This is a genomic window from Ornithinimicrobium pekingense DSM 21552 (assembly GCF_000421185.1).
Lineage (GTDB): Bacteria > Actinomycetota > Actinomycetes > Actinomycetales > Dermatophilaceae > Ornithinicoccus > Ornithinicoccus pekingensis.
In genome coordinates this window covers 169,216-188,139 of record NZ_ATWJ01000010.1, presented here as the reverse complement: position 1 = coordinate 188,139, position 18,924 = coordinate 169,216, and the positions used below count along the sequence as shown (strand labels likewise).

The 18,924-nt window shown below is 69.9% G+C and carries 16 protein-coding genes, 1 tRNA gene and 1 pseudogene; 10 read left to right on the top strand and 8 right to left on the bottom strand.

The genetic code is table 11. The features are described from left to right. The first annotated feature begins 18 nt into the window (after nucleotides 1-18). Genes K330_RS20625 through K330_RS0110525 form a run of 3 tightly spaced genes read left to right on the top strand, consistent with a single transcriptional unit; the run spans nucleotide 19 to nucleotide 2,479 of the window. Complete coding sequence (locus tag K330_RS20625; protein WP_051145578.1) at nucleotides 19-855, top strand: ABC transporter ATP-binding protein; 837 nt, start codon at nucleotides 19-21, stop codon at nucleotides 853-855. Beyond that, complete coding sequence (locus K330_RS0110530) at nucleotides 852-1,619, top strand: sulfite exporter TauE/SafE family protein (RefSeq protein ID WP_022921792.1); 768 nt, start codon at nucleotides 852-854, stop codon at nucleotides 1,617-1,619. Before K330_RS20625 ends, K330_RS0110530 begins: the two co-directional genes overlap by 4 nt. Continuing rightward, a complete protein-coding gene (locus tag K330_RS0110525) occupies nucleotides 1,616-2,479 on the top strand; it encodes a TrmH family RNA methyltransferase (protein ID WP_373288746.1) in 864 nt (287 codons plus the stop codon). The genes K330_RS0110530 and K330_RS0110525 overlap by 4 nt, the downstream gene beginning before the upstream one ends. Nucleotides 2,480-2,505: 26 nt before the next feature. On the opposite strand, the gene K330_RS0110520 is transcribed toward K330_RS0110525, so the two are convergent. Both K330_RS0110520 and K330_RS0110515 read right to left on the bottom strand, forming a co-directional pair. Further along, nucleotides 2,506-3,051 (bottom strand): YbaK/EbsC family protein, encoded by a 546-nt coding sequence (locus K330_RS0110520; RefSeq protein ID WP_022921790.1) that lies wholly within the window; start codon nucleotides 3,049-3,051, stop codon nucleotides 2,506-2,508. Further along, complete coding sequence (locus tag K330_RS0110515; RefSeq protein ID WP_029202547.1) at nucleotides 3,048-3,578, bottom strand: YbhB/YbcL family Raf kinase inhibitor-like protein; 531 nt, start codon at nucleotides 3,576-3,578, stop codon at nucleotides 3,048-3,050. Before K330_RS0110515 ends, K330_RS0110520 begins: the two co-directional genes overlap by 4 nt. Nucleotides 3,579-3,685: 107 nt before the next feature. Between K330_RS0110515 and K330_RS0110510 the strand changes: the two genes are divergently transcribed. Both K330_RS0110510 and K330_RS0110505 read left to right on the top strand, forming a co-directional pair. Next, the gene (locus K330_RS0110510; protein ID WP_022921788.1) at nucleotides 3,686-5,098 is read left to right on the top strand and encodes a DNA polymerase IV; all 1,413 of its coding nucleotides are present in this window, start codon (nucleotides 3,686-3,688) and stop codon (nucleotides 5,096-5,098) included. A gap of 56 nt (nucleotides 5,099-5,154) precedes the next feature. Next, a tRNA-Leu gene (locus tag K330_RS0110505) sits at nucleotides 5,155-5,238 on the top strand. A gap of 447 nt (nucleotides 5,239-5,685) precedes the next feature. Here K330_RS0110505 and K330_RS0110500 read toward each other — a convergent pair. The 3 genes from K330_RS0110500 to K330_RS0110490 are packed head-to-tail and all read right to left on the bottom strand — an operon-like array spanning nucleotide 5,686 to nucleotide 9,400. After that, nucleotides 5,686-6,039, bottom strand: coding sequence for a hypothetical protein (locus tag K330_RS0110500; RefSeq protein WP_022921787.1), 354 nt, complete (start codon nucleotides 6,037-6,039; stop codon nucleotides 5,686-5,688). Between the two features lie 31 nt (nucleotides 6,040-6,070). Then, nucleotides 6,071-6,475, bottom strand: coding sequence for an ester cyclase (locus tag K330_RS20620; RefSeq protein WP_022921786.1), 405 nt, complete (start codon nucleotides 6,473-6,475; stop codon nucleotides 6,071-6,073). A gap of 45 nt (nucleotides 6,476-6,520) precedes the next feature. Continuing rightward, the gene (locus K330_RS0110490) at nucleotides 6,521-9,400 is read right to left on the bottom strand and encodes an ATP-binding protein (protein WP_156875774.1); all 2,880 of its coding nucleotides are present in this window, start codon (nucleotides 9,398-9,400) and stop codon (nucleotides 6,521-6,523) included. Nucleotides 9,401-9,664: 264 nt separating this feature from the next. Between K330_RS0110490 and K330_RS20615 the strand changes: the two genes are divergently transcribed. From K330_RS20615 to K330_RS0110470, 4 genes and pseudogenes are all read left to right on the top strand, one after another. Next, the gene (locus K330_RS20615) at nucleotides 9,665-10,867 is read left to right on the top strand and encodes an IS110 family RNA-guided transposase (RefSeq protein WP_229665812.1); all 1,203 of its coding nucleotides are present in this window, start codon (nucleotides 9,665-9,667) and stop codon (nucleotides 10,865-10,867) included. 287 nt (nucleotides 10,868-11,154) lie between these two features. Further along, nucleotides 11,155-12,406, top strand: a pseudogene (locus K330_RS20610) (IS110 family RNA-guided transposase). Nucleotides 12,407-12,476: 70 nt separating this feature from the next. Beyond that, entirely contained in the window at nucleotides 12,477-12,740 is a 264-nt protein-coding gene (locus tag K330_RS0110475) for a type II toxin-antitoxin system Phd/YefM family antitoxin (protein WP_029202546.1), read from the top strand. Beyond that, nucleotides 12,740-12,997: a type II toxin-antitoxin system RelE family toxin gene (locus K330_RS0110470; protein ID WP_022921783.1), complete on the top strand. Its 258-nt coding sequence runs from the start codon at nucleotides 12,740-12,742 to the stop codon at nucleotides 12,995-12,997. Before K330_RS0110475 ends, K330_RS0110470 begins: the two co-directional genes overlap by 1 nt. A gap of 82 nt (nucleotides 12,998-13,079) precedes the next feature. Here the strand turns inward: K330_RS0110470 and K330_RS0110465 are convergent, their stop codons facing one another. The 3 genes from K330_RS0110465 to K330_RS0110455 all read right to left on the bottom strand — a co-directional run bounded on the left by K330_RS0110465 (nucleotide 13,080) and on the right by K330_RS0110455 (nucleotide 15,271). Continuing rightward, nucleotides 13,080-13,562: a nucleotidyltransferase domain-containing protein gene (locus K330_RS0110465; protein WP_029202545.1), complete on the bottom strand. Its 483-nt coding sequence runs from the start codon at nucleotides 13,560-13,562 to the stop codon at nucleotides 13,080-13,082. 217 nt (nucleotides 13,563-13,779) lie between these two features. Next, nucleotides 13,780-14,595 (bottom strand): hypothetical protein, encoded by an 816-nt coding sequence (locus K330_RS23695; protein ID WP_156875773.1) that lies wholly within the window; start codon nucleotides 14,593-14,595, stop codon nucleotides 13,780-13,782. Beyond that, nucleotides 14,546-15,271 (bottom strand): hypothetical protein, encoded by a 726-nt coding sequence (locus tag K330_RS0110455; protein ID WP_156875772.1) that lies wholly within the window; start codon nucleotides 15,269-15,271, stop codon nucleotides 14,546-14,548. The genes K330_RS23695 and K330_RS0110455 overlap by 50 nt, the downstream gene beginning before the upstream one ends. 2,080 nt (nucleotides 15,272-17,351) lie before the next feature. Between K330_RS0110455 and K330_RS0110450 the strand changes: the two genes are divergently transcribed. Then, entirely contained in the window at nucleotides 17,352-18,923 is a 1,572-nt protein-coding gene (locus K330_RS0110450) for a hypothetical protein (protein WP_022921780.1), read from the top strand. Nucleotide 18,924: the final 1 nt, after the last annotated feature.

The window sequence follows — 18,924 nt, the reverse complement described above, 5'->3', positions numbered from 1 at the left end:
GCTAGAGTGGCCCCCATCATGAGCGATGTCCTCGAATTCGCCGGTGTCGGCGTGCGCCGTGGCAACGCCGACCTCCTGCGCGACATCTCCTGGTCGGTGGAGGAGGGTGAGCGGTGGGTGGTCATCGGACCCAACGGCGCCGGCAAGACCACGCTGCTGCAGCTCGCCGCCGCCCGCATGCATCCCACGACCGGGGTTGCCGGTGTCCTGGGCGAGGTGCTCGGCACGGTCGACGTCTTCGACCTGCGCCCGCGGATCGGGGTCTCCAGCGCCGCGGTCGCCGACCGGATCCCCGACGAGGAACGGGTCAGCGACGTCGTGGTGACCGCCGCCTACGGCGTCCTGGGACGCTGGCGAGAGCAGTACGACGAGTCCGACGAGCGCCGGGCCGAGGAGCTGCTGCGCGCGCTCGGCGTCGCCCACCTGTCGCAGCGACGCTTCGGGACGCTGTCGGAAGGTGAGCGCAAGCGGGTCCAGATCGCCCGCGCGCTGATGACCGACCCCGAGCTCATGCTGCTCGACGAGCCCGCCGCCGGCCTCGACCTGCGCGGACGGGAGGACCTGGTCGGGCGCCTGAGCCTGCTGGCGCACGACCTCGAGGCACCGGCGATGGTCCTGGTCACGCACCACGTCGAGGAGATCCCGCCGGGCTTCACCGACATCCTCATGCTGCGCGGGGGCGAGGTCGTCGCGGCCGGCCCGATCGAGGTGACGCTCACCGCGGACAACCTCTCTCGCACCTTCGGCATACCGCTGGTCGTGGACCGGCACGGGGAGCGTTTCGCCGCCCGGGCCCTGCCGCCCACGGAGGCCCTCGACCAGCAGCCTGCCCTCGCTGGCGACGTGCGCGGGTGACCGGCTGGGAGTTCGCCGCGATCGCTCTGGCCGGGTTCTGGGCCGGGATGATCAACACGATCGTCGGCTCGGGCACGCTCGTCACCTTCCCCACGCTGCTGTTCTTCGGCTACCCGCCCGTCACCGCCAACGTCTCCAACTCCCTGGGCCTGGTCGCCGGGGGGATGTCCGGCGCCTGGGGCTACCGGCACGAGATCCGCGGCCTGGGCTCGATGCTGGCGCGCCTGGCACCCGTCTCGCTGCTGGGGTCGGTCATCGGGGCCCTGCTGCTGCTCGTGCTGCCGCCCGCCGCCTTCGAGGCGATCGTGCCGGCCCTCATCCTCCTCGGCGTGCTCCTGGTGATCCTCGGGCCGCGCATCAACAGCTGGGCGCGGCGGCACCACACCAGCCACGCCCTCACTCCCGGCCGCTGGGTCGCCCTGGTCGCCGGCATCCTCGTCGCCGGGGTCTACGGCGGCTACTTCGGGGCGGCGCAGGGCGTCATCCTCGTCGGCGTCATGAGCGTGCTGCTGCCGCACGGCGTGCAGACCATCAACGGCATCAAGAACGTGCTGGGCCTGATCGTCAACCTCGTGGCGGCCGTGGTCTTCCTCCTCGTCGAGCCCTCGGTGATCGACTGGTGGGTCGTGCTGGCCATCGCCGTGGGCTCCCTGCTCGGTGGGGTCGTGGGTGCGCGCGTCGGGCGGGCGCTGGCCCCGTGGCTGCTGCGCACCGTCATCGTCACCATCGGCGTCGTGGCCATCGGCTACCTGCTGGTCACGTGAGCGCGGGGTATGCGGTCCCTCCGGACCTGCCCGGGTCGTGCACCTGGGTGCCCGACGCGGGGGACGAGCGGCTCCGTGACTACTTCTCCCTGACCGACGTCGCCCTGCGCCGTGTCGTCGAGCCCGAGCGGGGGCTCTACATGGCCGAGTCGGAGAAGGTCATCCGGCGTGCCCTGGCTGCGGGGCACCGGCTGCGCTCCCTGCTGATGACGCCCCGGTGGGTGCAGGAGTGGCCCGACCTGCTGCGCACGGCGCAGGAGCAGGGGGCGCCGGTCTACGTCGCCGCGCCGGCGGTGGCCCAGGAGATGACCGGCTTCCACCTGCACCGCGGCGTGCTCGCCGCGATGCACCGCCCGCAGCTGCCGTCGCTCGACAGCGTCCTGGCGGGCGCGCGGCGGGTGGCCGTGCTCGAGGACATCGTCGACCACACCAACGTCGGGGCCGTCTTCCGGTCCGCCGCCGCGCTCGGCGTCGACGCGGTCCTGGTCACGCCCCGGTGCGCCGACCCGCTCTACCGCCGTAGCGTCCGGGTCTCGATGGGCACCGTCTTCCAGGTCCCCTGGACACGGATCGACCCGTGGCCGGACGGGGTCGACGCCCTGCGCGACCTCGGCCTGACCGTCGCCGCGCTGGCCCTGTCCGAGGACGCCGTGCCCCTCGAGCAGCTCGAGGCCGCGCCCCCGGAGCGGCTCGCGCTCGTCCTGGGGACCGAGGGTGACGGTCTGTCGTCCCGGACCGTCCGGGCCGCCGACCTTGTCGTGACGATCCCGATGGGCGGGGGAGTGGACTCCCTCAACGTGGCCGCCGCCTCCGCCGTCGCGTTCTGGGCCGTTCGCCCGCGCGGCGGTCCCGCCTCCTGACGGCGTCGACCCACCGTCCGCACGTCTCAGGCCGGCAGGCCCAGGCCGTCGACGATCTCGACTGCGGGCAGGTGCGCGACGGTCCGCCCGCCCATCCTCAGCTTGGAGCGGCGCACGCCCGAGCCGATGACGACGGCGTCGCGGTCGAGCACCGCGGCGTCGACGAGCACGCGCCAGCCGTCGGGCAGGCCGAGCGGGGTGATGCCGCCGTACTCCATACCCGTGCGCTCGACGGCCTCGTCCGTCGCCAGGAAGGAGCACTTGCGCACGTCCAGGGCCTTGCGCACCGTGCGGTTGACGTCGGCCCGGGTGGTGCCCAGGACCAGCGCGGCGCACACGCGTTCCTCGCCCGCCCGCTGGCCGGAGATGACGATGCAGTTGGCCATGTCGTCCATCGGCATGCCGCTGGCCTCCACGAGCGCCGCGGTGTCGGCCAGGTCGGGGTCGATCTCGGCGACCTTGACGCCGGCGACGTCCACCGGGCCCTGCTGCGCCATACCCTCCAGAGCACGCCGGACCGGGGCGGCGAGGAGGTCGGGGCGCTCCAGGGCGGGGACCCAGTCCAGCCTCACAGCTGGTAGGTGCCGGTGATCGAGCCGCGGGCCAGGACGTTGCCCAGCGTGGAGAACTGTGCCTTGGCCACCGAGGTCGACGCGTCCAGACCGGTGTTGTCCGTGTCCAGCGCCCACACCGTGAAGACGTAACGGTGGGCCCCGTCCCCCTCCGGGGGTGCGCAGCCGCCGAAGTCCCGCGTACCGTAGTCGTTGGCCAGGGTGACGGCGCCGCCGCCGAGCTGCTGGCCGAACGCACCCGCGCCGCGCTCCAGGGAGGTCACCTCGGCGGGGATCCCCACGACGGCCCAGTGGTGGAAGCCGCCGATGACCGGCGCGTCCGGGTCGTGGCAGACCACCAGGAAGGACCTCGTCCCCTCCGGGGCGCCGCTCCACGACAGTTGGGGGGAGGTGTTGCCGTAGCCGAAGCCGGCCCACTCGGGCAGTGGCTGGCCGTCGGCGAAGTCCTCGCTGGTGACCTCCAGCTCGGCCGGGGCCGAGGGCAGGTGCTCGTGCGGGTGGGGTGCGGACGGGCGCTCGAGAGTCATGCTCCCGACCATAGTGAGGGCCTCCCGGGGACGCACGCGCGGGCGGTCGGTGTCCTCCGGCACCGGGACGGGCAGGGGCGGGCGGGGCGGCGTGCCACAGTATCCGCATGGCGTCCGACCCCCGGCGGTGCATCATGCACCTCGACCTCGACGCCTTCTTCGCCGCCGTGGAGCAGCGCGACAAGCCCTCGCTGCGCGGCCGGCCCGTCGTGGTCGGGGGGCTGGGCGGGCGGGGCGTGGTGTCGACCGCGTCCTACGAGGCCCGCGTCTACGGTGCGCGCTCGGCGATGCCGATGGTCGAGGCCCGGCGCCGCTGCCCGGCCGGCACCGCCTTCCTCTCCGGCCGCTTCGAGGCCTACCGCGCCACCTCGCGGGTGGTGATGGAGATCCTGCGCTCGCGCTCCCCCCTGGTCGAGCAGGTCTCGGTGGACGAGGCGTATGTCGACCTCGCCGCCGCGGTGGACCCACCCGGGTGGGAGCAGGGGCGGCTCGAGGAGTGGTGCGGGCGGCTGCTGGCCGAGATCACGCAGGCGACCGGCGGGCTGACCGCCTCGGTAGGGGTGGCCACCTCGAAGATGCTGGCGAAGCTGGCCAGCGAGATGGACAAGCCGGCAGGCACGACCGTCGTGCGTCCCGGGCAGGAGCTGGACGTGCTCCACCCCCTCCCCGTCCGCGCCGTGGCCGGCGTCGGGCCGGCGACCGCGGCCCGGCTGCGGACCTTCGGGGTGGAGACGGTCGGGGACCTCGCCCGGGTGAGCGAGAGCGACCTGGTGGCGATCTTCGGCGTCGCGCAGGGGGCCTCGCTGCACCGGCTCGCGCGCGCCGACGACGACCGCGCGGTGGTGGTGCAGCGGGAGGCCAAGAGCATCTCCTCGGAGGAGACCTTCGACACCGACGTCACCGACCGGACACTGCTCGAGGCCGAGCTGGCGCGGCTGGCGGAGGGCCTGGGCCGGCGGTTGGGTGCCTCGTCCCTCTTCGCCCGCACGATCACGGTCAAGGCACGCTCGCACGACTTCACCACCGTCACACGCTCGGCGTCGCTGCCCTTCGCCACCGGTGACGCGACCGTCATCCTGCGCGAGGGGGTGCGTCTGCTGGGTGGGCTCGACGTGAGCCAGGGGCTGCGCCTGCTCGGGCTCGGCGTCTCGGGGCTGACCGGGCACGCCCAGGAGGAGCTCTCGCTCGAGGGCGGTCTGGCCTACCCCGAAGCGACCCTGGACCTGCCGGACGTGGGTGGCGGGGCGGAGCCGGGGGACGACCTGGCCGCCGCCGCCGCGCGAGCCGCCGCGTCACCGCTGTCCGGCCGGCGCCGCGAGGGCTGGTCGACGGGGCAGGACGTCGTCCACGAGGAGCACGGGCGCGGCTGGGTCTGGGGCAGCGGGCTGGGCCGGGTGACCGTCCGTTTCGAGGGCCCGACGACCCCGCCGGGACCGGTCCGGACCTTCTCCGCGGACGACCCCGGGCTGTCCGCGGCCCCGCCGCCGGCGTGGGTGGAGGTGTCCGGAACACCCTCCTGAGCGTGCTAATCTTGTCCGTCGTTGCCCCGCTCCCCACGAGCGAGGTGGCACCACCTGTCCGGGTGGCGGAATGGCAGACGCGCTAGCTTGAGGTGCTAGTGCCCTTAACGGGCGTGGGGGTTCAAGTCCCCCTCCGGACACAAGTCATGGCCCTGGCCAGCGGAAACGCGGCAATTTTCGACGATCGGCGACTTGAACCCCCACGCGATGGTCAGATCTGCGTTAACGATCGCGGCAGCGGTGACGGGGAGGACTAGTCCTCGGGGTGCTCTTCAGCCTGTTGCAAGAAGATGATCCCCCGCTCGAGATCGACCCCAGCACCATGAGGATCGTCATCCGCCTGCGAACCGGGCCTTGCCCGGGATCGGCGGCGATCGAAATGTCCTTGGGCGAGGTGTCAAGGTCGTGGGAGAGGTCACCGTCGACCCTGCGAGCCCTAGGCGCACGCGTTGTGGACGCGGGTCCAAGCGCATCTTCGTCAGCTCCGTACCTCGAGCGGGTGAGAGTCCATATCGGCCCGCAAACCGATGCACCCTGCCGCCCAGGCCCTGGCCCCGTCTACGGGTCCGCGTCAGGGTTGGCTGCCTCTAGCGGCGGACTCCCCAGAGGTCCACCTCGAGACCGGCCGGATCCACATACCAGCAGTGGACGGCGTCCGGGTCCTCGGCGTCGAACCCTGGGATGTCGATGGTCACAAATGGACCCTCGCCCGATGGTAGGACGATCTCGACATGCATGGGGATGATGACCTCGTCCGTGCCGACGACGTGGAAGGGAGTGCCGATACCGGCAGGGGTCAGGTAGGTGTGCACCGTTCCCTCCTCGCACTCAAGGACCCGCTCGTGGGTCCAGGAGGGGGGTGGGGTCCCGGGGACCGCGGTCGGGAACACCAGACCGAGGCCGCTCAGGAGAACGACGGGTGCGACGAGCCGGATGACCATGATCTTTTCTCCGTGTCCCGTGCGCCCGGCGTCAGGCGACCTGCTGCAGGAAGTTCGACACCAGGAGGTAGACGTCGGCCTCCTGCACGTAGCCGTCAGCGATGCGGTAGCTGACGACCAGCGGGACGCGCACCTGCCGCCCCGTCGCGGCCACACCGGCGAACTCCCCGGTGTGCGTGCCCACGACGAACCCCTCGAGGACCGCGGTTCCCTCTCCCACGGTGGTGCGCACCACCTCCGCCCGCGCCTGGAGGGCGACGTGGTAGACGTGGTGCAGCATCGTGGCGATGGCCTCACGGCCGACGTAGTCCTTCCCCGAGGCGACGTCGTGGAAGACCGCGTCCGGCGCGATCAGCGACGTGTCGTGCTCGGCCGCGTAGGCCTCCAGCACCTGCCTGGTCTCCTCGACGGACTGTGGCCCCTGGATGATGCTCATCAGACTCCTCCTTCGCTCTCCCGGCGGGTGCCGGATGACCGGACGCTAGGAGTCGGGTGTTCCCGCCGTGTTCCCGTCGGCGAGGCGTCGCGCCACCTCCTCGGCCACGTCGGGGTCGGCCGATCGCTCCACCGCGTCCTGGGCGGCACGCGCGGCCCGGTCGGCCTCCTCCGGGCGTCCGAGCCTGCGGTAGAGGCTGGCCAGGTGCGCCTGCGCCACGGCTGCGTGCCGGTGATTCGCCGTGCCGCGGAGGAGGTTCAGCTCCTCCGTCCGGGCCCGGACGGCACCGGCCGGGTCGCCGCGGGCCTCGTGGACGTCGGCGGCGATGCGCAGGCCGACGCTGAGCACATACCTGTCCCGGCTGCGGCGGAGGATCCGGATGCCCTCCTCGACGGCACCCAAGGCCGCGTCGAGGCTGCCCAGTTGCAGGAGCACCCGGCCTCGGTGGATCAGGATGACCCCGCGCCGGTGGTGGTCGGCACCCACCCCGTCCCGGGCGAGCGCCCGGTCCAGGAGCGCCAAGCCGTGCTCCGGGGCCCCGAGAGCCACGTGGGTCATGGCGAGGTAGTCGAGGGACCAGGCCGCCAGGTCCCAGCTGCCCCCGTCCTCGAACACCCTGGTGGCACGCTCGAGGATCGGAAGCGCTTCTAAGGCGCGACCGCGCCGGTGCAGTGTCCACCCCAGCTCGGTCTCGAGCACCGCGCGGGCCAGCTCGTCGGTCACCGCCAGGAGGCCGACCTCGAGCACTCCGGCCGTCTCCGCCATGCGTCCGGTGCGGTAGTGCAGGCCGGCCAGCCGGCGGTAGCATCGCGCGCGCTCCAGCGGTTGCTCGGCCAGCTTTAGCCCTGCCCGCAGAGCCCGTTCCGCACCCTCCGGGTCGCCGAGCAGCAGGCGGCACCGTCCCAGGTCCAGCCAGCCGTCCACGGCAGCGGCCCTCAGGTCTCGCCTGGCCTCGGCAGTGCTGTCGGCGAAGGCCGCGAGGGCCTCCTCCAGGATCCTCGCGGCCGCCTCGGGGGCGAAGGCGCGCAGCACGCGGCCACCGCTGGTCAACCCGGCGGCGGCGGCGCCGGGCGCCCTCTCCCCGGTCGGGTATGCGGTCCAGGCGGCGAGCGTGTGGCCGGCGGCGGCCTCCTCCAGGTCACGCCGCCCAGTCTCCCCGGCGAGGTGTCCCAGGGCGTGCGCCAGCTGGTCGTGCAGCTCACAGGCACGCACCGCCGTCAGGTCTGCGACCACCACCTCGCGCAGCAGCGGATGGACCGGCCGCGGGGCGGGAGACACGGGGTCGAGCAGCGAGTGCAACCGCAGCTCGCCAAGAGCGCGGTCCACCTCCTGCTCACCCACTACGTGTACCAGCAGCGGGACGGTGGCTCGCTCAGCTGCCAGCGTGAGCACCTCCAGCACCTGGCGTGAGGTGGTGCTGAGCGGGGACAGCCGCCGGCGCAGCAGGACATGGATCCGTTCCGGAATGTCCCCTCCCGCCACGGGGGCTCCGCCCGCGCCCCGTGCCAGCTCGGTCAGGAAGAACGGGTTGCCGCCGCTGCGGGCCACCAGGCTCTGCACGACCGACTCCGAGGCCACCGGGTCGGTGGCACGGTCCTGGTCGATCAGCCGGCGTGCCAGGCGAGCGGTCTCCTGGGAGGTCAACGGCGTGATGCGCAACGTCGCGGTGGTCGACGGCACGGTGGGCAGCGGGTGGTCGCTCTCGTCGCTGCGGCCGGCCAGCAGCAGGCTCCACCTCCGACCGTTCGTGAACGTACAGAGCCGGGACAGCAGCGACCGCAGCGCGGCGTCTGCCCAGTGCACGTCGTCGACGACCAGGGCCAGCGGCTCGGCATACGCGTCGAGCACGGCGGCGACGTCGTCGGCCAGGCGGACCGCGGACCAGCCCTGCGGGCTGCCGGGGCGACCCCGCTCCAGGGCCTGGATCACGGGACGGGATCCGGTGTGCCCGAGCCGCAGCGCCGAGACCAGTGGCGCGAAAGGTCCTCCCTTGTCGTCCGCCACGCAGGTGGCCCACCGGACGAGGCACCCCTGGTGGCGCAGGTCACGGGCCGCCCCTCGCAGCAGGTGCGTCTTGCCGATCCCCGCCGGCCCGTGGAGCAACCAGCTCTCCCCGCCCCGGGCCGCGGCCGGCACCCGTTCCGCGAGCCACCGCAGCTCGGCCTCGTGGCCCACAGTGAGGTCGGGTCCGTCCGCGCGTTCCCCGCGCTCCTCCCGGCCCTCCGCGAGGCGGCGCAAGGGGGGCGGGGGCGGCCGCCGCAGCTCCTGCGCATGGACGAGCCGGCACTCGGCCCAAGCGGTGTCGAGCTCGACCGGGCCGCGTGCGGCCGCGGCGGTCAGCACCGCCTCCCAGGCCTCGGCGTCGCACGGGTCGTCGGCCAGCACCCGGCTCCAGTCCGCCTCGCGCCCGCTGCTGCGGGCGAGCGCGAGCGCCGTTTCCCCGGCCAGTACCCCGTGGGCGCGCCGCTCCTCCTGAGCCCAGTCCTCGTAGAGGTCCTCGGACAGCAGCTGGTCGGCCCGGGCCAGCACGGCGCGCAGCTCTGGCCAGACCGCACTCGGCGGCGGAGAATCCAGGGCACGTTGCGCCAGTTCGGTGTCGCGAGCGAGGTCGGTGCGCACCTCCACCGACCCTGCGATCCAGACAGTCACGGAATCGCCCAGGAGCACCCCGGGGCCGACCACGGTCCGTGCCTGGCTCAGCGCCTTGGACACGTTGCGCAGGGCCCGGTCCGTCGGCAGATGGCCAAACAGGCGGTCGGCGATCACCTCCCGCGGGGCCGACCGGGCGGGGGAGATGGCCAGGAGGGCCACCAGGCGTCGGGCGGCCGGACGTGGCCAGTCGTCGCGCCACCCTGCTGCGGTGCGAACGGCCACCCTGCCGAGCAGTCTGACGTCGAGGACCCCGCCGGCCTCCCCACGAGCCATGGGACGAGCGTAGCGGCGGGCCCACGGGGTGCGGCATTTAGGTTGATTGGCATCCCTGCGGGGGTCTGATCTAGCGGCTGGGACACCCGGTGATCCCTTTGTACTGAGAGGCCCTCGCAGGGGCTCTCGATGGTGAGCGGTGTCCCTGTTCGGGAACTTGAAGCCCCACACAGTTGGGGACTCCTACTTGCAGAATGTCTGGGCCCAGCCGACTCCTCATCGAGGTGGATGACCCGATCACGAGCAGAGGAGCTGGACGTGGGCATGACCTTGGGAATCGACCTTGCCTGCCGGGCGGCGCACGTGGCGTCGCTGGCCGGCCCCGACGGCAGGCTGGTGTGGCGCGGGCGCAAGTTCTTCTCCCGCACCGTGGAGCTGGAACGGCTGTGGGCCGACATCGGCCGCGACCCGGGCGAGCTGACGGTCGTGATGGAACCCACCCGCAACGCCTGGATCCCGGTCGCAGCGTGGTTCCGCCGCCGCGGAGTGAAGGTGGTGATGGTGCCCACGACCCAGTCGGCGGACCTGCGCGAGTACTTCTCCAAGCACACCAAGAACGACCGGCTGGACTCGGTGGTCCTGGCCCGGCTGCCGCTGCTGCACCCCGAGGGGTTACGCGAGCACGTCGGCGACGGACCGGCCGACCCGCTGCGCCGGGTGGTCAAGCAGCGCTCCTCGATCGCCAAGCGACGCACCGCGGTGTTCAACCGCCTCGACGCCCAGCTCGAGCTGCTCGGCCCGGGCTGGTACGACGCGCAGGGCACCGACTACGGTAAGGCCACGCTGGCGTTCCTGGCCCGCTACGCCGACCCCACCGTCGTCATCCGCCTCGGGCAGGCCCGACTGGCCCGGTTCCTGCGCCGCTACTCCCGCGGCCACTGGCGCGAGGGCAAGGCCGCCGAGCTGATCGCCGCCGCCCAGGAATCGCTGCGGCTGTGGGACGGCGACGGCATCGACTTCGCCGAGCTGGCCGCCGACATCGCCGTCGAGGCCGAGCAGGCCATCGCCCTGACCGCGCAGATCAGCGACCTGGACGAGCGGATCGCCAACCTCTACGCCGAGGCCGACCCGGCCGGCATCGTCCGCTCCGCTCCCGGCGTCGGGCCGGTGCTGGCCGGCATCATCGCCGGCCGCCTGGGCGACCCGCACCGGTTCACCTCCCTGGCCGCGGTCCGCTCCTACTCCGGCCTCGTGCCCAAGGTCAGCCAGTCCGGCACCTCCGAACGTACCGGTGGGCTGACCAAGGCCGGGGACCCGCTGCTGCGCGAGGCGGTGTGGATGGCCGCCGATCAGGCCCGCAAGCTCGACCCCCAGCTGGCCGCGAAGTACGCCCGGCTCATGGCTGCCGACCACCGCCACCACGACTCGGCAGTGTGCCACCTGGCGACCATCCTGCTGACCCGGATCGCGACCTGCTGGCGCACCGGGCAGCCGTACCAGATCTGCGACGTCGACGGCACGCCCTGACCCAGGCCGAGGGCAAACGCATCGTCACCGAGAAGTACCAGGTCCCCAGCAAGGCGCCGAAGAAGCGCTACTACCGGGCCACCAACCACAAGGCAGACCGGGGGTCACAGGAGTCGCTGAGCGCTCCAACACCCCGGCCTGCCCACACCCACCCTAAGCCGTCGCATGTCGCTTGACTCCCGTGGATTGGTGCCAGCGAGCCCGCGCGTCAGACTTCCGAACATCCCTGCCCTCCACACGACGAACGATGGTTCTCGCCAGGCGTCGTGAGGAGAAGGAGCTCCAGGATGGAAGTCATGCACACCCGCTGCGCGGGCATGGACATCTCGAAGACCGACGCCAAGGTCTGCGTCCGGGTGGCCGGGACGGGACGGCGGAAGGCGATCGAGACGGTCAGCACCTGGTCGTCGATGACGCGCCAGATCCTCGCCCTGCGAGAGCACCTGGCCGCCGAGCAGGTCACCTGCGTGGTGATGGAGGCCACCAGCGACTACTGGAAGCCGTTCTACTACCTGCTTGAGGACCTGGACGGTGTCGAGGTGCTGCTCGTCAACGCACGCCAGGTGAAGAACCTGCCCGGGCGCAAGACCGACGTCAGCGACGCGACCTGGCTGGCGCAGCTGGGAGCCCATGGCCTCGTGCGTGGCTCGTTCGTGCCACCCGAGCCGGTGCGACAGCTGCGCGACCTGACGCGGACCCGGACGGCGATCATCCGCGAGCGTTCACGGGAGGTCCAACGGTTGGAGAAACTGTTGGAGGATGCCGGGATCAAGCTCTCCTCCGTGGCCTCGGACATCCTCGGTGTCTCGGGCCGGGCGATGCTCGAAGCCCTCATCGAGGGCGAACGCGATCCGGTCCTCATGGCCGACCTAGCCCGGCGACGGCTGCGGATCAAGATCCCCGCGCTGACCGAGGCACTCCAAGGACGCTTCGTAGAGCACCACGCCTTCATGGCCCGCATTCACCTGGACCTGATCGACCAGCACACGACCGCGATCGACCAGCTCACCGAGCGGATCGAGGAACTGATCAAACCCTTTCGCGCCGCAAGGGACCTGATCACCACGATCCCCGGAATCAGCGTCCTGACCGCCGACGTCGTGATCGCCGAGACCGGAGCCGACATGGCCCAGTTCCCGACGGCGAACCACCTCGCCTCCTGGGCCGGCACCACGCCCGGCAACAACGAGTCCGCAGGAAAGGTGAAGTCGTCCCGGACCAGACCCAGGCAATCCCTACCTTCAGGGCGCCCTGGGCGCGGCAGCGTTCGCGGCAGCCAGGACCCCGACCTATCTCGGTGCGAAGTACCGACGGATCTCCAGCCGAAGAGGGCCGATGAAGGCGAACGTCGCCATTCAACATGCAATGCTCACAGTGATCTGGCACATGCTCAGCACCGGTGAGGTCTACGAGGACCTCGGCAGCGACTACTACACCCGGCGTCGCCCGGAGCGCGCTAAGAACCGTGCCGTCGCCCAGCTCAAAGCCCTTGGCTATGAGGTCACTCTCCAGACGCCTTGCCCGGGACCGCGCACCTGAATCTTCGCGTCAGGGTATTGACCTGAGGCGTGATGTGGCTACACTTGTGGCTATGACTGTAGATGCTTCGATGGCCCTGCGGGATGTGAAGAATCGACTGTCCGAGGTGGTGGACCAGGTCGAGCGGGAGCATGACCGGGTCGTGATCACTCGTCACGGCAAGCCGGCGGCGGTGGTCATCAGCGCCGATGACCTCGAGTCGTTGGAGGAGACGCTGAAGGTCGTGAGCCGGCCCAAGCTCATCACCCAGGTCCGAGACAGTCTTGCCGAGCTCGCGGCCGGCGAGGCCGAGGTCCTCAGCAAGGAAGACGTCCTTGCGACGCTGCGCGTCTGATGGTGGAGCAGTACGAGGTCGCGTGGACGCCGACGGCCAAGCGCGCCCTGCAGCGACTGCCCGAGAAGGTGGCCACGGCGGCCATCGAGTTCATCTACGGTCCCCTCGCGAGCACTCCCCAGCGCGTCGGCAAGGCCTTGCGCTTCGACCTCGAGGGGCTGCACAGCGCACGACGGGGCTCGTACCGGATCATCTACCGGATCGATGCGCACGTGACCATCATTGCGATCGAGCACCGCGCGGACGTCTACCGATGACGATCTCCATCGGGCAAGGAGTGTTCCGCGCCACATCTCAAGCCAGTTCCCGACGCATCCGACCGGCGGCAGAACAGGATGCCTACAGCTCGTCGAGTACGGCAAGGTCGTGGAGGTCTACGGCACGCATGGGATAGCCCCTTCGAAGCTCGCGGGCTCGCCCGGCACTGGCCACGACGACCGCTTGGCCGTCGATTAGGCCGGTAACTCTCTGCTCAGAAGGGTGGAGGTACACCTCGCCGTCCAGACCTTGCTGGACTCCGTTGCCGGCCGGGTCCAAGCGCATTGCATGGACGTCTACTTGCCCTGAGTGACTCGATAGCTGCACGCGGACTGGTCGCCAATCCTCGGTGACCCGATAGCCGCGGGAGGTGAGCCAGGCCATGAACTCGGCCTCGTGATCTTCGTCGATGAACACGTCGAGATCTTGGTGGGAGCGAGTCTGCCGTCCGACCAACGCATCGACACCCCATCCGCCGTTGACCTGATAGACCACCCCGTTGGCGTGAAGCCAGGCGACGATCTGCACCACCTCGGCGGCGGTCATCCGGGAGGAGTTCTTCATAGGAGAAGTCTCCCTTCCCGTGTACCAGGGTCCGTACGACCCGCGGCAGGTGCGCGCGTCTGGCGGCACCCCACGGGGGGTGCTGCAACCCTTCGCCTACCGTGTCGGATTCCACACCGTGTCTTCCCCCCGGGGGAGATAGTGGATCTCGCGTGCGCCCAAGGCTCTCGGCCCATCACCTTGTCGGGGCAAGTCGACTGAACCCAGGGGTCACGGGTCAGAGAACGCTGCCGGACCCGCGGACGTCTCCTATGAGCCCAACACCGAGCTGGTCCGCCAAGTTCTGAGCTGCGTTTGGCTCATCAACGTTCAACAGGTATGCATAGGCGTTGACGCGCTCTAGCTCTTCCATGTCCGCGTTGCTTGCCGGTTCCTTATGCATCGCTATGAACCGGTCAAAGCCGCCGTCTCGCGCGAGATCGATCCTGAACATGAGGTCGTGCGTGTTCCGGGCTCGCATGCGCGGGCGCGAGTCAAGGGTGAGGCGATCCATCAAGGTGATGTGACCGTTGACGGCCTTGAAGTCGAAGTGCACCTCGTGCTCTACACCCAGACGATCCGTCAGGTCGAGGTCCACATCCTCGGTGATCTGCACGGCCACTTGGTCAATGGCTGCCTTGGCTGCTCTGGCAAGCGATGTCGATGTGGCCGGCTCGTCCGGCGTTGTGACAAGCCGCGGGAAGATCTGCTCCACCAGAACGGGCAATGGAGTCGAATCGTGTCCCAGGATGCGTCCGCGGCGCTCGACTGTAAACGATTCAATACGTTCATGCATGCGCTCGATACTGCGCTCGAGTTGTCCTGCAGCCGCCCGATCGCGAAGGTACTGAATCCAAGCCTCGTAAACTTCACGGTCAGGCGCCGCTCCCGGTATCCGACGCCGGTCAATGCTCAGGTCGTCGCGCTCGCCCACAAAGCGGGCATGGTATTCGCGGCCGCGTGTGACAATAAGCCCGACGTTCTTGGGCTCGTTTCGGTAGAGGTCAGGGATTAACTTGACCAGGTACCATTGGGGCGACGTCGCCGTCGTCATCGGGGTCAGCCTCCTCGCTGGTCAGCAGGTCGTCGGTGAAGACCGAGTAGCTCTTCCGCAGAGTCTCCATCATCGCACCGACAGACTGCCGCCGGTAGATCAGGAAGTCTGCCAGCGCGTCTCGCAGGCTAGCCGAGACCAGGTCGGAGTCGTAGCAGCGCAGGCACATACGTCTCAGCTCCGCGTCTGTGATGGCCTTGGCGCGTGCAACCCATCCCAGCACGTTGTCCCAGGAGGGCAGATGCTCGACGAGCTCGTGACGGGTGAGGACTCGGTCCCGGGATGCGAGCAGCGCCGCGGTGGGATCAAGCGGGTTCTCGTGCCCCAGGAGCGCGTTGTCGTGGTCAATCGCCACCAGCTCGCGTCCCGGGAGTTGGAGGACGTTCTCGTACCGGTCCTCGTTCAAGATCCATTGATCCAGTACGACGATCCCGGTGGCAGCCCACGGGTCCCCCTTGACCGCCTCCTTGAGTGCGCTGGAGGTGAGTGGCGGAGTAGTCATCCCACCCTTGCCGTAGGCGAGAGAAAGATGCCCCCTCTCGGACCGGTACTCAAGGATCGCGTTTGGCGGAACGGGTACCCCGAGGGCGAGCGCCACGGAGGTACCGATGAAGTCGTTCACCACGGCGAAGGGACGCTCGTGAGTGTTTCGACGCACGTAGCTCTCGAAGCCCACCAACTCGAGGCCACCACCCGGAGACTCCACGGCCAGCCCGTCGGCGGTGACCCGAACTCCGACGTACCCCCCACGAGCTCTAGCTCTAGGCATCCAGTCTCCCGCGTCTCGGTTGTAGTCTGATGGGCTGGGCGGGACCACCTTACGACGCTCCGCGGACTGGCTGGCGATGCCCTGCCCGTGTAGGTGCCCAACTGCGGGTCATTCCGCCACATATCGTCGGACTGGTACCACAGGGCGCTGGCCGCAAGATCGCCGCCGTGAAGTCGACAGGTAACGCCTCCTCGAAGTTGAGACTCAGCCGAGTCACCGATAATCTGTCGGCGCCGGTCACATCATGCTTGTCAACAGGTCGAGGCAAGCGCGGTTCTTTGTGTGATGATTGTGCCCGGGATATGGCCAATAAAGACTTCACGTTCAAGCCCGATCAGGCCAACCTCACTCGTTTTAGCGCAACTCTTCGTTCACTTGAGGGGCAGCAACGGAGGGTGAGACAACATTTCAGCCGGCAACCGCAGTGTCCGCTGAGAGTGGTGGCCGCTAGCCGTCCGCCGAGGAAGCAGCCCTAGCCAGTAGGTCTCGGACGTCCCGACGGTCGGCCAAACCGGCCCCCTTGCAGCATTCACCAACGATTTCCCCTGTCGCACGGAGCGAATCTCGAAGGTCAATGGTGATGTCAAGTGTTTCCATGCATGGCACCCCCGCCTGGCGGAGCGGTTCCCCATCTAGGAGGAGTGTTTTCCCGTCATCGGATCGCACCCAAGTCTTCGTTATAAATGTGAGCTGCTGTTCGGGACCACCGCCCCACATCGGCATAAGCGGGGGTCTCGCGTCCGGGGGGTTAGGTCGGCGCTGGCCGTCGATCTCGGCGCGCTGAAGATTCCCGTCACCGGCCACATAGGCATCAAAATGCGCCAGCAGGTCGCGACTGTTCTTTAGTGGCTCGTGCCCGACTTCCTTATCCCCAAGGAACTGCTGAACTGCAGGGTGGTCGTCACCCAATGCGCGGATTGCGCAACTCGCTGCAACATACAGGGCAAGGACGGCAAGCATCCCGTCTACCATCCCATCCACTTCCTCTGACTCGGCTCGCTCAGTCTGCTGAATGGCGACGCTGAGCCACGACGTAGCCGCCTTGGCTTGCCTCCGCAGAGCAAGGAGATCGGGACTCCGCTCGTCCGTAGCCGTCCCATGCGCCTGTGGTGTGCGGCGCAATAGGCCGTATACGGCCTGTCTGGTGATTCCTAGAGCGCGACCAACGGCACCTTTTGACAGGCCCTCTTCTACCGCCTTACGAACCAGTTGGTCCCTCTCGCGGACTGCTTCCGATAACGCGTTCTCGGCCTCGCGGACACGGGTGTGAGCGTTCTTCAGCGTCTCGACCAGGGGCTGCGAGGACGCGACATCATTCAATGCCGGCCGGTTACCGTCTGCCGGAGAGCCGGAAGTAGTGCCAGTCGACTCCGCACCACGGTCTGTCATGCATATACCGTACGGTGATGACGCCGCTCTTGTATTGAATCTAACCAAGTGATGACTCGGGTGTCAGGGTCATACCTTGTCTGGCCGGTCTGGCATCGTGGAGCCGCTTGAGGACTCAGGGGGGCCGCAGCCAAGCATCCGGACATCGGCGGTACAGCGATGTCACGGACCTGTGCGTTCCCAAGCCAGGTACGTCACGGGTCGTGACGTCATGCCATGGAGCGACGGGTCACTGGGGAGCGGACGGGGGGAGTGAGGGACTCCCGCCCGTCATGGCATGACGTCGGTCCGCGGCGCGGGTTCACCCGAGTGCCGTCGAGATGGGTGTGCCTCGCATGCTCCTCTGACCTGCGTTACGCTCCGATCTGGATGTCCAGGGTGTGTGTCCCATGTGGGCAAGTCCCCCTCCGGACACCGACGCAGGACGAGACCCCCGAGCCTTCCGGCCGGGGGTCTTCGCGTGCCTGCCGGGGCCCCGGTCGAGCGCGGACCCGCAGGACTATCGACGCGGCACCCCTCACGTCCCTAGACTGCAGGGATCGGCATGATCCTGTGCAGGGGACCAGGCCCACTCGGTGGTTCACGACAAGGTGGGTGAATGATGGCCGAGCGCCTCGAGGACGACTCCGGCTGGACGACGGTGGAGGAGCACCACACCGCGCTGCTGAACCTGCACGCGCGGGTCCGCGACCCCGACCTGCCGCCCGGCTTCCGGCGTGCACCTACCGGTCAGGCCCTGCACACCCTCGCGCGGGCGTCGCTGGAGCAGGTGCCGGTCTCCGCCCGGGTCGGCGTCCTGGGCGATCTGGCCCGAGGCGGGTTCCCGGACTGGGAGTCGGCCGAGCCGCAGTACCGCGAGCTCGCCGCCTCCGTGGCCGGTGCCCGCTCCGGCGTGCAGGCCGACCGTCTCCTGGACGACCTCAAGCTGTCCACGAGCGAGGCCGTCCCGTTCTCCACGACACCGTCCGGGCAGGCGCTGCCGCACCACGAGACCGCGTTCGTGGGGGAGGACGTGTGCACCGTGCGGACGGTGGACGTCGGCGGACTGCGGGCGACGTGGGTCTACTCGGAGTTCGAGACCGACGCCGCCTTCGCGGACGTGGCCGACTGGGTCGACCCCCGCAGCTGGCCCAGGCGCGGCCCCATGCTGTTCAAGGGGATGGAGGTCGTGGGCTCGCAGGCCCCCGTCGACCTGCCTGCTCCGCCGCGCGGGGACGAGCACTGGCACGGCATCTTCCACGAGGAGGTCCAGCTCGTCCGGCGGGTCGACACGCTGCTGCACTGCGACTACTGGTGCGAGAGCGGGCGCTCGGCCGGGATGACCTACGACCTCGCGCTCAGCCTGGACGACCAGATCGACGTCGACCGCGGCTTCCTGTCGGTCGTCGACGTGGGCGGCGTGCGCCAGGTCCGGGCGCTGAAGATCGTCGGCTTCCGCGAGGACCTCTGGGACGACCTGGCGCGCCTGGTGTGCCCCTTCTGGACCGACTGGGTGCGGGCCGCCGTCGAGGGCGGGCAGAGCAGCAGGCCGGCGGGCGGCGAGGAGGAGCCACATACGCCCGGGACCACCATGAACTGCTCGTGGCTCGAGCCGGCCGAGGAGTGGATCGACTTCCTGGGAGACTCCAGCCGGACCTACGTCAGCCTGCTGGACGAGATGGCGGGGGAGGCCATGCGCCCGGACGTCCGGGCCGCCGACCTGGCCCGTCACCAGCGACGGATCTTCTCCCAGCTGGCCAAGGACTGGTCGCAGGCCTGGATGCACGGGATCACCGCGCTGGCCCAGGTCGCCGACGAGGGTCTGGAGCGGGGGATCGCCCCGCCCGGGCGCACCGGTGGGGGCGCCGCAGCACGTGCGCACGCGTTCACCGGCGGTGGCGGCGCCAGGCCCGCGGGCGTCGAGGGCACCGTCATCCCGCTCGGCGTCCCCGCTGGCCAGGAGGTGCCGGCACCCGTGGTCTCGGACCTGGTCGCGATCGAGGCGGGGGCGGCCCGGATCCCGGCCGGAGCCGTCACCACCACGGTCGAGCCGCTCGGTCAGGGGCACGCGGTCCGGCTGCAGGTCCAGGCGGCCGCGTGGTCGCCCGGGCTCTACGTCGGAGAGGTGACCCTTCCGGGCGGGGCGCCCGTGCCTGTCCAGCTCTACGTGTCGCGGTCGACAGAGGTATGAG